Raw genomic sequence first — 13827 nt, forward strand, 5'->3', positions numbered from 1 at the left:
GTTTATTAACATGTAAATTGACAACCTATTTTTCAAAACTACAGAAATTCAACATTTTCGTTATACCGTATGTATAGTAAAAGGCATCGATACCATTCATGTCCCGTACAAAAAAGCGAAGTCTTTAACTAAACTTCGCTTTTCAATGTATTATGAATTACAGGAATTATTGCTAAATGCCAAAAGTGTATTTCTCCAAATATAAATCTTTTTTATTTCAGCTAACTTTGCAAAAGAATTTGATCAAATATAATTAATTATTGATTAACCGCTTTAGCTACAAGTACTGCGTATGCTTCTGCACCTACAGTGGTTAAATGCACACCATCAGGTGCAAAGTAGTCTTTCTTTCCAGCACTTGCTACATACCAATCAATTAGAGTTACATTAGAATATTTAGATGCCGTTACTTTCAGTCTCTCGTTCACAATTGATTCCCACGGACGTGGCACTCTCGTATTAATAAATATTATTTTACGTTCGTTTCCAATTAATTTTATTAATGAAACAAGTTGCTCAGTAGTAAAGGCTCCATTTGTACCTAATCCAATAATGACATAGTTTCCTAAATTCCCTTCATTTTTTAACTGTTCAACTACCGGAATCGCTTTTGACAGCTGACGACCAATTTGCGCATCAATCCTAATATTAGGAAAAGTATTTTTTAAATATGGAGTAATATCAATCATAACGGAATCGCCTATCGCAGTAACTGTGAGTGGATTTTTAGGTTTTGCAGGATTTACTTCTTTTGATTCCCCTTGATTTAGTGGCGTTTCTTGATCTGCATTTTCCCAAACAGCAACTGGATGTGGCGCCGGTTTTGTTTGTACTGTTTCCACCTTATCTTGTTGAGAATTCTCCTTAGCCTTACTAGCATTTGATAACCCTAAAACTGCTATTGACGAAAAGAATAATGAACAAACTAAAGCTAATTTAACACCTAAAGTGACATTTTGAAGTCTTAAGTTCTTAAACTGAATGTTCCGAAGCGCACCTTGTCGGATTGGTTTTTCGATAAACTTCCATGAAATTTGCGCAATCAATATGATTAAAAGAAATTGAAAGATTGCTCTTATTATTGAAAAATCCCCTACATTTACTTTTGGAGTCGTTAATGTAAGAATTGGATAATGCCAGAGGTATATGCCATACGATCTTACCCCTACCCAACGTAAAGGCCTAAATCGCAAAAATTGAGCAATGCGACTAGCTGGATGAGCTAGATTTGCCACTAACAATGCTGTTGCAATTGATAAGAGAACCATTCCTCCCTTGTATAGAAATGGATCATATTGATTGGTCTTCCAAAACATAACCAAAATTATAATAAGAGCTATGCCCCCCACTACATCAAGAATGAAACGCGCCTTCGGGATAATTTTATTAGCAAGCCTATTGCTTGGCCAAACTAAGGCAAGTACCGCTCCGATAAGTAAGGAAAAGGCCCTCGTATCTGTACCATAATATATTCTACTCGGATCAACTCCAGGTTCATATAAATTTGCCATTGCTAAAGCTGAAGCAAACGCTCCTAGACAAATCAATAAAATCATACGAGATTGTTTTTTTATGTAGTAAAGTCCTAAACTAATAATAAACGGCCAGACAACATAGAATTGTTCCTCGACTGCTAACGACCAAAAATGATTTAATGGAGAAATCTGATTAAAATTATCAAAGTAAGATAATTTATGATAAATATACCACCAGTTACTAACATAAAATAATGCCGCTAATGAATCTCCGCGCATTTTTTCAAGTAAAGAGCTATGAAAAATCGTAATCCATGCCAATGTTATAACGAGCATAACAAGCATTCCTGGAAGCAATCTTCTTGCTCTACTAAGCCAGAATTTTTTCAAATCAATTCTCTTATTTCTCTTCCACTCCATGGCTAGAATATCTGTAATTAAATAACCTGAAAGTACAAAAAATACTGTAACCCCTAAAAACCCTCCAGGTAACCAATTAAAATTAATATGATACAAAATAACACCTAGTATAGCTAGCCCTCTTAGACTGTCCAACCCAACCATATAACGACTATTTTTTTTAAAAGGTTTAGTCATCCTATATTCACCTCTATTTCTTGGTAACTAGGTTAATAATAACGGCATAAAATGCTATTAATTTCCTAAAATCGTATAAGCTAAACCATTACAAACATCATTTTGTAAGGCTCTTTTTTTATATTTACATGAACAGCAATAAATACTTTATCACGTTATCTGGCTCTGTTGTGAAAATTTTTATAGTAGGTGTTTTTACTCTTCCTAAAAAAGAGGAATTTGCCCAATCAAAAATTTATATACCGTGTGTCTTAAAGTAAAATTTTGATACGTTTTTACAGAGATATCAAGGCCTGTGACATTTTGAATATAATCGATAATGCATATGTAAAGGATTTTGCATATAAAAACATTAAAAAAAAGGGATATGTATAATTACATATTTCTCTTACTGATAAAGCGCCTCTATTTAAAAAATTCCTCTTTAATATTTTTAGTCTCTTTGTTAACTTGATAGCGAAATGGTATGGCAAACAAACCATTGTCGTATCAGAAACATTTGTTTCAAATCAATTATGTTCTTGTTATGGATATCAAAACCAAGACGTTACTAATCTAAACCTACGGAAATGGGACTACCCTTCTTGTTGTACACACCATAATCAGGATATTAACGCAAGTATCAATTGAAAGAATGAAGTGATAATGCTTCTAACCACAAGGACTATGTTGATAGCCTACTAATAAATTAGGACTCGATTGAGCTCCTTACTTATTAATTTCCTTCTTCTATACAAAGTAACTGTGGGAGTAATTCAACAAGGAGATAATCTTCATAAAGTAAAATTACTGGGAGTAAAGAAGAGGATTTTCGTGTTTATAAGAGCAACAAAAAGAACTTGTAGGAATCTCTACAAGTTCTTTTCAGTTTAAGGTGAATATACGAGATAAACAAACTTTCTTGAAAATTTATCATAAATACTACAGGGGTAATGCTTTGACAAGTATATTATATAACAAATATTAACATCCAAAGGTTTTAATTTTGAAAATTATGTGAATTGAGAAAGCAGTATCTTGTTTTATGGTTTTACCGCTAAATTATTCATAAATTTCTCTATAGAATTCGCCTGAAATATACGTAAATGATGAGATTGAACGTCATAATGTTTATCAGTAATGATAAGAATTGAAGGAAAGAATTTAGAAGTTTTCGGTTGCCAATATTCATTATGCCATTCTTGGCTATGGAAGTATAACTCATATCTATTTATCTTATCTTGCATTAGCTTTTTACTGTACACTGACTTTTGAACTTCAACAAAGAATGGCGACCTACGCCATATAGTAAAAGCATCCGGCTCCATATATTCCTTCCCATACTTTGGTTCCACTTTGAATAACTTTGGGTTTTCATAATGAACAAGTTGTTTGTATACGTCCACAATACCAAGGAAATGAGGAATTTTTTGACTCGTCTTTCTGATAGAACTGGGTTGCGGAAAATAAATGTATGGGTGTTGCAATACGTTAGCATTAACATGGCCGTCTCTTCTTAATCTTTTCATAACGGTATTACAGCAGGTTATCGCATTCTTTAAGCCTTGAAAATGCAAGTCAATAATATCGTCTCGGGACATACATCTAAATTGCTTCAAATCATTAAGAATTCCTTTATCTCTACTCTTCATCATCTAACACCCCAAATAACGGAATTTCTACTTGCGATGAATGCTTGGGTATCTTCTCCTCTTTAGACATGCAATATGGTTCAACAATTTGTTTCGCCTTACTTAATTCCAAATAAGGAGCTTGCACTTTCTTTAATCCATTTCGTTTAAAAATCATTTGTCCAGATTGTCCTAAGTGCTCTGACCCAGGTGTACCTATGATATTACTATTAATTGCACTATCACATTTAAAGCCGATTCTTACTGTCATATTAAGTTTTAATTTACCATCTAACACCTTGGCATCTGGCCTCTGCATGCTAAGCATAAGAAAGACCCCAAGTGCCCGGCCGACTGCTGAAATCTTTTCAATCGTAGTCATGCACTCTTTTTCATCTTTAAGCATAGCCACTTCATCAATAGCAAGCAAAATATATGGCTTTGGATGATTTGGATTTAATTTGTTGTACGCATCAATATGATCAACTTCATATTTTTCCATAAGTTTTCTTCGTTCCCTGATTTCCTTCCATAACTTTTGAAGCATTATTTTCATTTCGATTTCTTCCATACAAACTTTTTTTACATGCTTCACTCTACGCAAGAAATGAAATTCAGAGTTTTTTAAGTCACCAAGGTACAAATGTAACTTTTCAGGAGACATATATTGAATAAGTGTGGATAATACAACACGTACCATACTACTTTTCCCGCTTCCAGTTTCTCCTGCAATTAATAAGTGTGGTGAATTGGAATCAATCATATCGTACGCAATCATTTTTCCGAATTGGTCCCTGCCGACCACAACAGGTAAACGGTAATCTTTTAATAGTGGCTTCCATTCTTTATAACAATAATTGTACGACTTTAGTCCAGCATTTGAACGAAATACATGTAGGACAAATTTTTTCACATCACCTTCAATCGTAATATTTCGTCCTAATATTTGCTGGAAACAAAACCACTTCTTTTCAATCTTCTGTGGATCTAAACCGTTTGGTATGGTAAACACATATCTCACACTTTCTGCTGAGGAAGAAACAGTATGTACCTTTGGATAAATAGATACTTTACCCCCGCGTGTTTGATGTTCCGTATATAAACCTGCTTTTCCGAACACCTCCATAAGCTGATTCCTTAACCTTTGCATACGAAGCCACTCCTTTATAATCCCCATTACTCCCTTCCCTCCTTAATACATGATTACGATACGAACAAATACATATCCAATCAAGCAAACTCCACCAATTCGGGTTCCATGATAAATACCTTCACTTACAAATTTAGCTGCTGATATATAGTCATGTCGCACCAAGTATTTTTCTAATATGACTGCTCCGATTAAAATCGTTCCCATAACTCCTAATGCAATGTAAGTATGTAATACCTGATCCGACATATGAAGGAATGCGAAAGGACTTAATGAATTGTATTTACGTATTTTTTTTTCTTTCTCTTCGTAGTGTCTCTTCATACATTCACGAAAAGAAATTGTTTCCTTCCTACCAAGCATTTAAATGCCCCCTCCTATAAACAAAATGAACAAACTAGATAAAATATAGGGATTATACGCCTATTACCTTGATAGCATTATCTTGCCTGTTAACTTGGTAGATACTTTTCTAGTACAAAGGCTAGTTAATTTGGTATCTACTCTGGTAATAAGTTTGCTATATACCATAGTGGCTACCTTGATACATCATATTACGTGGGGCTTGTACATTATTAACACTTTTGTTTAAAAAAATCAGGCTTTGGTAAAGATGTGATTAATAGAGGATTTAAGAATAGGAGTGTTCACAATGTTTGGCTTGGGGAAACCATTATCAAAGTTTGGTAAGTTTTTAAGGAGAAATAATATTACTCAAACCGAATTAAAGGAATGGAGTGGAGTAAATCAAAATACAATTAGTCGTATTTCTCGTTCAAATACATTTAAGCCTTCATTAGGAAATGGCCAAAAACTAATTAGGGCCTTAAAAAGAAAAGGTTACAGCGTAGACTTTGAGGATTTCTGGATGTAATAACCAGCTCGATAAATCGAGCTGGTTATTTTTTGAGGAATTCATCATTTTTTGATTTTTGGGCCGCGTTAGCTTATATAATAGTACTAAAATTCAACAGAACGTGTATAAAAAGTGACAAACAAAAGATATATTGTTAATAGCAATAGTATTAGTACACAAGTAAAATACACGATAGAAATACGCTTTCTATTCTCTTTCCAATTACGTATACTGGAAATTATAAAACTTACTATCACCATGCAACAAATCCCTACCAAAAACACCAATACATACTCGTGAATAATAACACCACAAATTAAAAATATAACTGCTAATATTCCTAATAGTGAATGAACTACACGCAAAAATAACCTCTCCTTATCTCATTGAAAACCTATTAATGTATGATTATTTTATTTAGCAAACAGATGGTTTCCAATTTGTGCAATGGTTTGACGTGTTGTAATCCATTTATCAGTCGAGGTTTTGGGATTGTAGAAATAAAGCCAATCAGAATTTGTTCCTTTTGAAGTGAGAGCCTCTTCTACTGCCATTTTTGCTTCCTGTGTAGCAGGCTGATTAATTCTACCGTCTGTAACAGGAGTAAATGCGTAACCATTTTTAATGGGTTCATAAATTACGTCTGTAATTGTATTTGGAAAACCATTTGCGTTAGCACGATTTAATACTACCTTTGCAACTGCAACCTTTCCTGCATGCGGTTCTCCTCCTGCTTCTGCATTTACTAATCGAGCCATTAAGTCCACTTCTTGTAATGAAATACCAGTATCAATCTTTAAGTGCTGACCGACAAAAATATGGTTTTCATCTACGTTATTGTTTTGTTTTAGGGACTGTATTGAAACCTTATATTGTTGTGATATAGAACTTAATGTATCCCCACTTTTTACTTGGTAAATTGCTTGATATGTATTAGTTGAAACTGGTGAATTATTTTTTTGAACATATTTGTTTGCAGTTGTCGATATCGGAATTGTTAAACGTTCTCCAATATTAATTTGATCATTTGCTTTATTGTTTTCTTGTTTTAGTGATTGTACGGACACCTCATATTGTTTACTTATTGCTTCTAGGGTATCATTCTTTTGAACCGTATAAACCGTTGAAGCCGCAGTCCCTACTGGATTTGATACTACTGTAATCATTGCAGCAGATAATGGTAACCAGGTTTTCGCCTTACATAACTTCATTCAAAAAAGCCTCCTAAAAATTATTAAGTACTCTTAATATGTTTAAGTTAAAAACAAATCAAGCTATTTATAGCGTAACAAAACATTGAATTCAAGTCATTGAATTTGTATTTCTAAATAATAATTGGGTCGCTTATGATATTACAATTGAATTATTATAATTATGTTTCAACAAAATCGGACAATCTAATACTTAAACTAAATATGGATGGTGAAAGTAGAGGTTTATTTCAATTGCCTAATAGTTTCTTCCTAAGAACTGTTTCTATACGCTACACTGAATCCTAATTACTTGTAGAAGGAATGATAGAAATGAAGGTTTTGTTATTCATTATTTTGTTTAGTTCTCCTTCAATTAAGTGTCTTTCTTTACATTTTATTTACTATTAATCTTTATATTAGGTATAATAAATTAAATGATATAAATAATACCATGGAGGTTTATAACATGAAAAACATAATGGAACGCCTCAACAATCCATTTATTAAATATCTATTAACTGTGATTTCAGCTATAGCTATAATAAAAACAGGTTATGATTTAGGTTCCTTTATTACAAAGTTAAAATATTTTTAAATCGTAAAAAGGCAATTGATTTTTTTTACAAAAGGTCAATTGCCTTAAATAATATAGAAAAAGCACTGCTGAAATCTTCAGCAATGCTTTCCCATTAACCGTATATGATAATGAACGTCTAATTTTTCTACTCATGAGTTCTGTATAATCACATATATTTATTTTAGATTTAAGATACGTTCTATTTCCTTCACACTCAACTTACTTGCTTTTGCAATAGTTTCAAGTGGCACACCAATTTCATGCATTCCTCGGATCATCTGCATCTTGCCTTGCTCAATCCCTTTTTCCATGCCCTCTTGTTCTGCATGTGCTAACTTAGCTTGTTCATCTAAAAGCAATTTCTCTCGAGCTTCGTACGCTGTTCTAAAAGAAGAATCATGGCTCATATTTTCCCATTTATTTATTGCCTTTTGTAAAATTGGATCTTGATTCATCGCAATCTCCTCCAATGTTTGAGTTAAATGTTCATCTTCATGTGCTGGTAATAATAACATCCAACGAACAAATGTATTTTCCCATGGGTTTACTTTTTCTTCACGCCATTGTTTTACCAATTTCGGTATCTCTACAAAATGGATTTCAATATCGTCACTTAAGAGTTGCTGCATTTTAGTATTCCATAATTGTCCGATGGTATGAAATGCATCATCCTGAGAAAATAAAATAAAGTCTAGTAAGTTAATGGTAATAGTTTTCCAAAGTGAACGATATGGCATTCCTTCTTGCATTTGGGATGTATAAAGTTTACTCCAGTAATATAAAGATCGTTTTACCATATCATGTGTATTTCGAAGCTGAATTTCAATATTTACTTGCGTCCCATTATCTAGCGTTGCTAATAGGTCTAAAATCGATAACTTATCATCTTCATAAGATTTATGGAGATGTGGATCATCTAATTGTAGCGAAGTAATAGGCGCATCTAAAGATTCCTCTAAAATTGCATTTAGGAAACCCGTTAAAATTTCCTCATTTCCTTTTGTTCCAAATAACTGTTTAAAAGCAAAATCAATGCGTAAATTCACTAATTTAGTGGACATGGATTTCCTCTCCCTGTCTATATCATATCTTATTACTATTGTACATAAAAAAAGGTAACACATGCAAATAGGCTCTTATGTTAGCAGGGTGTCTAAACTATAAAAACTTGTGATTCCAATAAAAAGCGGTTGCAAATAACTTTGTTTTGTGCCAAAACCTTTATTATTCGTCTATTCCTTGATCACATTATTATCAAACTAAAACCTACTTTGCTAATTCAAAAGAAGTATATTTAACCAACTTATCTCTTAACCTGTTTGTCCAATAATTGTTTAATTCGCGTATATGATTTAGATTTGCCTCTTGTAATTCCTCTAAATTATTATCTCTAGAAATATCTCGCATCCCACACTCAAAATAAGAGCCTCGTTACAAATTATTTTGTAGTAAGGCTCTTTAAAATTCTTTAATTTTTAACCTTTTAAATGTGTTTGTAGACAAAATTCAGTAATAAAGTTATTTAAATCTAGTTCAAATAAAGAACCTGTTAGTTTAAGTATAATTCTTCACCAATTATTGAGATTATTCTTCCTCGCCTAGAAAATTAAAATTACCATCAATAAGATCCTGTAAATACTCATCAAAACTGTTTGCAATCACTTCATATTCATCAGGGTCGTGTAAAAAACGAATTATTTGACCACATACCCCTTCTTCAGAAGGATTAAAATCAATATACAGCTTTGATGTTCCACCGTTGTTCATACAATCTGAAAAGTGAATATACGTGCCAGGGAGAAGTCCTTCTGGATTTATCTTAGGGTCAACAGCATCCTCGTCATCTTGGTATTCTAAAAGATAGGAGACGTCTTCTCCTTCTTTAGAACTTTCGATCATCTCCTGTGTAGAAAGCAAATAATATGGATACTCTTCAACGTCTGAACCTAAAATACATACCGAAACTTCGTTTTCTCCATATTTCCGCCAATATGTACCATCGATATTTTCAAGTAAAGAGATTAATGATTCTGGACAATTTGGATATTTCGTCCTTAATATATCAATAGCCTCTTTTGTAGCACCGTATGCTTTATTTAGTGCTTCGAGATCAGCTGTTGATAAGGCTTCTTTCAAACCGTTTAAAAATTTGTTTACCAAATCCATAATGTTGTCCTCCCAATAATGAAATATAAAATTTTTCAGTCTATATGTCTATCATAAATGAGATTTTACCTTTAACGTTTTCTCATCTAATTTAATTAGTACCATTACACTCTAGCTCTTCACGATTAAAGTATTGTTCTAGTAGCTCTTTACCTGTTTTGATTGTTGTATAGTACTCACCACCATACAGTTTCCCTTCTGATGGATTATGAAAATCTTCATATTTCTTGAAGTCTTCATTTTCTTCAAATGATTTCTTTGCAAGGTCCATGTCTTCTGCTTCTATTTTAGCAAACAATCTACCTATATCGAATACACCGTCTTCATCAATACTCTCTTCTACTAAGTAGTGTGCTTCTTCCTCTATAGGAGTTAGCTTCTTCTTTGTAACAGAATATAAATGTTTCGTTTCCTCTTCCTCTACCTCTACCATAATAAAGAACCAACCAACTCTTACTACTGTACATGGTGCTAATCCTAGTAATGTATAGGCAACTACCTTTTGGCCTTTCACATATTTCCTCATTTTTTCTACCCCTTGTAGTTTATTTTAAACCGTAGTCTCTCAGACATCTATCTGCTCTCAGTAATGCATCTCTAGCTGCTTCCTTTTCTGCAGATGTTAATCTATTGTCAATCACGTTCCAATACACCTTACCGTATTTCTCTATCAATTCTACATGAGTCCTGTCAACAAATGCTTCATGACGTTGCAAGACGTCTCTATTGTTTTCTCTGTACCACATATACTTATACCACGCAGATACTCCGATTTCTTCTCCTGTACCGCTTACTTTCGTGAAACCTGCTTTTGCACTACCTATGAAAAATGGGATATTTTACCCCTCCCTTATTTTAAGATGTTATTATAGCGTTCTCTTTGTTGTGAACTCATAAACAACTCTCCAAATTGTAGTTCATCTCAGTTAAACTCTTACATTTGCTGTTTTGTTTATTTGTTTTCAAGTTTACTTCGACTAACATTTCAAAATCTTACTGGCCTGTTTCATTTAATGTATTAAACATTTTAAATAACTAATCAGAAATAGTTACCCGTTATTTCACGACATTTTTTACATATTCTGTTTAAAGATTAAAATATTTTCAACGTGGTGATACATATCTATACCCATATAAAACAGTAATTCCCTTTACTACAACTGTATTTTTTTCAATACTTTTCACTACCGCCTTTCCTGTTAAACGATTCATATATTGAATATAAATTGCAAATTCTATAGGTTCATCTTTTTGTTTTACATCTTCAAAATAATATAATTCTTCTTCATAGGCACTTAATTCTAACTCCCAGTCTTCAAAGTTAGTTTTATGTATAGATAGTGCCTCAGATCCAGACAATCTTAATTCATATTTTAAGTCTTTAACAAAGACACTGTCATGCGAGTTCCTTTTTCTTCTCATTTTGATCATCCTTTTCGTTCCTATTAATAATTTTTTCTACTTATATTAAGCTAATTATTATCTATGAAAATATTGGAATATCCCCATTTTTATCATACAGGATAAAGAACGACCACACCAATTATTACCATGTGTTTCTAAAGTTTTTTGAAATGGTGTTATTACTTTTAGCAGGTTTATTATTCGCGTACAAAAGTGTACATGTAAAGTGATAATACAGTTATTTAATTTAGATATAAAAAATATAAGAGCCTTGCTACATTGTATTGTAGTAAAGCTCTTTAAAGTTGTTTAATTCTTATTGAACTCACAGTGCAGGATAGTTTAATAAGGAATGCTATAATTTATTAAAAGGAAATTGTTATTAAAGTACATGTTTTATAAAAAGAGCGAAAAGATTTTCAAGGAGGCTATTATGAAGTACTTTGAAGAAGCTAAAAACATTTGGAAAAACCAAGTTCCAAAGAATGGTCAATCAGACACTATCGAAGGCGAACTCATAAGAGCAGTAGAAAAGCTTCGATATGAAGCACAAAACAATGGGAATGGTAATTGGGATGAGGGCCTAGAGCGTTTTTGCGAATACATTTGGGATATTTTAAATGACAGTAAAACCTTCGAAAGCCATTCTTTAGAAGAAATTAAATTTGATATTAAAACATTACTCGATTATGAAAATCCTTATCTTGAAGACGATTTATATGATAGAATTACTGACCGAGTTGTTGAATGGAGTATTGCTCATAATGGTCCAATTAGAAGAGAAAAAGATCCAAAACAGTATAGGTAAGTTATTGAACTAACGGGTGCTTTAATTGAACAAGAGTTAAACAACTTTATTATTGATTTTTGAGTGCAGACACATTTAAATGGATAGAAATTAAACAACTTTATTATCTCTTAACAGTACCATGATATTTATTTTTCCATTATTGAAACAGAGTAAGATAGTAGCTAGTTCATCTTAAAGCGAGTTTTTTAATTCAAATTACAAAAAGCTATCATCATTAAACATGATGATAGCTCTTATATTAATCAAAACTTATATCTTCTTTATTCTTTTCTTAATCCCCACCAACTAACACTAGTTGTAGTTGTTCATAAATTTCCTGTGTATCCGGTGTAGTTTCTGCTTGTTTACGTTCACGCTTCACTGCAGAATCATTTTTAACTAGTGATTCTTCTTTAGTTTCTGCGACCATTTCTATGTGCTCCAGTACAGCTACACGCTCTAAGCCTTCCATTTCATCTAAATCTTCTACATCATCTGCATCGTCAATTATTTCTGGTTCTTCTGTTTGTATAATTTCCTTCTGTTCTTTTTTCAATTCAATTACTGGTTGCTCTTGTACTATGTCCTCTTTTTCAATATTAACTTCAGCAGCTTCAATTACCTCTAAAGGTTTGTTTTTAGTATTTGCTATTTTATTTGCTTTTGCTATAGCAATTTTCACTTTCATCGCTCTTAAAGAAGAGGATATATGATTTAGTATTCTGCCTAATCCATAGAAACGAATTGCCTCAACTATAACACCCATTACAATTCCAAAAATCCATGAATTAGAAAAGTATCCAACTAAACCAAATGTTATAACTCCTGGTAAATATAAGCTAGCATAGGCTAGTGAACTACCCGCCACTTAACGTCCTCACGGACTGTTTGAAGTGGGGGCTTCTCGGTTAGTCGTTACTTTTAATAGCTAACGAATTCGCCCTAGGACAACCGAGCTAACTCCCTTGTTCCAAGGGTTATTTTATTACTATCTATGCTAACGCTAATAGGCGTATTGCTTCATTTTTGATATTGATAGCTGCGTTATAATCTCTATCGAGATTTACACCGCATATACAAGAATAAACTCGCTCAGACAATGACATATTTTTCACATTTCCACAACTGCTACATGTTTTTGTGGAAGGAAACCATTTGTCTATTTTCACAAGCTGTTTGCCTTGTTCATTTAGTTTATAAGCTAAGAAAGAGGTGAACATACCCCAAGCATTATCAGCGACGCTTTTTCCAAAATGAAGTGCTTGCGATATTCCCTTCATATTTAGATCTTCAATAGCTACAACATCAAAATGAGTAGCTAACTCTTTAGACTTATGATGAAGGAAGTTCTTACGTTGGTTTGCTACTTTTTCATGCAGCTTAGCTACACGGATACGTTGTTTATTCCAACGCCCTGAACCTTTTGTACGTCTTGATAATACTCGTTGCGCCTTTGCTAATCGGTCTAACATTTCACGATAGAACTTAGGATAATTGGCTCTCTCATCCTCAGAACTGACGTATAATTGATCCATCGCAAAGTCTAATCCAACAACTGTTTCTACTTCTTTTTGTACGATCTCTTTTTCGTATTCAGTCAAAATGGACACATAGTATTTACCAGTAGGTGTCATAGAAATCGTACATGACTTGATTATATGGCCTTGTGGTATGTCTCTATGCTGTTTGATACGTACCATTTTCAGTTTTGGCAATTTGATATGACCGTTAAGCAACATAATATTTCCGTTCACTACATTCGTTGTATAAGACTTTCTGTCTTTTTTGCTTTTGAATGTCGGGAAGTCATTTTGACCACGAAAGAAATTTTTATAGGCAGTTTGCAAGTTTAGTTGAGCATTTGCCAAAGCTAATGAATCCACCTCTTTTAACCACTCAAATTCTGCTTTGTATTTCGCAGGAGTGGGAAGCTTTTGTTTCTTTAGTTGATCCTTATCATCTTTATGTTTTTCATACGCTTCTTTCCGTTCAGCTAACATTCTGTTATA

16 protein-coding genes are annotated in these 13827 nt (G+C 32.9%); 4 read left to right on the plus strand and 12 right to left on the minus strand.

Annotated elements, in window-relative coordinates:
* Positions 1-257 precede the first annotated feature (257 nt).
* Positions 258-2072 (minus strand): acyltransferase family protein, encoded by a 1815-nt coding sequence (locus tag AC22L0_RS27510; RefSeq protein WP_087966381.1) that lies wholly within the window; start codon positions 2070-2072, stop codon positions 258-260.
* A gap of 381 nt (positions 2073-2453) precedes the next feature.
* Here AC22L0_RS27510 and AC22L0_RS27515 point away from each other — a divergent pair, with 381 nt between their 5' ends.
* On the plus strand, positions 2454-2702 hold the full coding sequence (locus AC22L0_RS27515) for a zinc ribbon domain-containing protein (RefSeq protein WP_392387726.1): 249 nt from the start codon (positions 2454-2456) through the stop codon (positions 2700-2702).
* A gap of 392 nt (positions 2703-3094) precedes the next feature.
* On the opposite strand, the gene AC22L0_RS27520 is transcribed toward AC22L0_RS27515, so the two are convergent.
* From AC22L0_RS27520 to AC22L0_RS27530, 3 genes are read right to left on the minus strand one after another with little or no spacing between them, the layout of a single operon-like run.
* Positions 3095-3670: a replication-relaxation family protein gene (locus AC22L0_RS27520; protein ID WP_087966402.1), complete on the minus strand. Its 576-nt coding sequence runs from the start codon at positions 3668-3670 to the stop codon at positions 3095-3097.
* 22 nt (positions 3671-3692) lie between these two features.
* Positions 3693-4859: an FtsK/SpoIIIE domain-containing protein gene (locus tag AC22L0_RS27525; RefSeq protein ID WP_087966383.1), complete on the minus strand. Its 1167-nt coding sequence runs from the start codon at positions 4857-4859 to the stop codon at positions 3693-3695.
* A gap of 15 nt (positions 4860-4874) precedes the next feature.
* Positions 4875-5195: a hypothetical protein gene (locus AC22L0_RS27530; protein ID WP_087966385.1), complete on the minus strand. Its 321-nt coding sequence runs from the start codon at positions 5193-5195 to the stop codon at positions 4875-4877.
* Positions 5196-5484: 289 nt separating this feature from the next.
* Between AC22L0_RS27530 and AC22L0_RS27535 the strand changes: the two genes are divergently transcribed.
* Positions 5485-5706: a helix-turn-helix domain-containing protein gene (locus AC22L0_RS27535; protein ID WP_075312952.1), complete on the plus strand. Its 222-nt coding sequence runs from the start codon at positions 5485-5487 to the stop codon at positions 5704-5706.
* A 395-nt stretch (positions 5707-6101) separates the two neighbouring features.
* Here the strand turns inward: AC22L0_RS27535 and AC22L0_RS27540 are convergent, their stop codons facing one another.
* The gene (locus AC22L0_RS27540) at positions 6102-6899 is read right to left on the minus strand and encodes a LysM peptidoglycan-binding domain-containing protein (RefSeq protein WP_087966389.1); all 798 of its coding nucleotides are present in this window, start codon (positions 6897-6899) and stop codon (positions 6102-6104) included.
* Positions 6900-7347: 448 nt separating this feature from the next.
* Between AC22L0_RS27540 and AC22L0_RS27545 the strand changes: the two genes are divergently transcribed.
* The gene (locus AC22L0_RS27545; RefSeq protein ID WP_258054730.1) at positions 7348-7476 is read left to right on the plus strand and encodes a hypothetical protein; all 129 of its coding nucleotides are present in this window, start codon (positions 7348-7350) and stop codon (positions 7474-7476) included.
* Between the two features lie 158 nt (positions 7477-7634).
* Here AC22L0_RS27545 and AC22L0_RS27550 read toward each other — a convergent pair whose 3' ends face one another.
* From AC22L0_RS27550 to AC22L0_RS27570, 5 genes are all read right to left on the minus strand, one after another.
* Positions 7635-8519 (minus strand): Rpn family recombination-promoting nuclease/putative transposase, encoded by an 885-nt coding sequence (locus tag AC22L0_RS27550; protein ID WP_087966391.1) that lies wholly within the window; start codon positions 8517-8519, stop codon positions 7635-7637.
* A gap of 523 nt (positions 8520-9042) precedes the next feature.
* Positions 9043-9624 (minus strand): SMI1/KNR4 family protein, encoded by a 582-nt coding sequence (locus AC22L0_RS27555; protein ID WP_087966393.1) that lies wholly within the window; start codon positions 9622-9624, stop codon positions 9043-9045.
* Between the two features lie 91 nt (positions 9625-9715).
* Entirely contained in the window at positions 9716-10150 is a 435-nt protein-coding gene (locus AC22L0_RS27560) for a hypothetical protein (protein WP_087966395.1), read from the minus strand.
* Positions 10151-10169: 19 nt separating this feature from the next.
* A complete protein-coding gene (locus AC22L0_RS27565) occupies positions 10170-10460 on the minus strand; it encodes a hypothetical protein (protein ID WP_087966397.1) in 291 nt (96 codons plus the stop codon).
* 268 nt (positions 10461-10728) lie between these two features.
* Positions 10729-11055 carry a transposase gene (locus AC22L0_RS27570; protein ID WP_487272552.1) on the minus strand — a complete coding sequence of 109 codons (327 nt, stop codon included), beginning with the start codon at positions 11053-11055 and terminating at the stop codon, positions 10729-10731.
* Between the two features lie 406 nt (positions 11056-11461).
* Between AC22L0_RS27570 and AC22L0_RS27575 the strand changes: the two genes are divergently transcribed.
* Complete coding sequence (locus AC22L0_RS27575) at positions 11462-11836, plus strand: hypothetical protein (protein ID WP_087966401.1); 375 nt, start codon at positions 11462-11464, stop codon at positions 11834-11836.
* Positions 11837-12110: 274 nt separating this feature from the next.
* Here the strand turns inward: AC22L0_RS27575 and AC22L0_RS27580 are convergent, their stop codons facing one another.
* On the minus strand, positions 12111-12686 hold the full coding sequence (locus tag AC22L0_RS27580) for a hypothetical protein (protein ID WP_249268324.1): 576 nt from the start codon (positions 12684-12686) through the stop codon (positions 12111-12113).
* Positions 12687-12810: 124 nt separating this feature from the next.
* Positions 12811-13827: RNA-guided endonuclease TnpB family protein (locus AC22L0_RS27585; RefSeq protein ID WP_487272553.1), on the minus strand; the 1017-nt coding region annotated here is incomplete at its 5' end.

It is taken from the genome of Bacillus sp. LQ01, assembly GCF_057624735.1.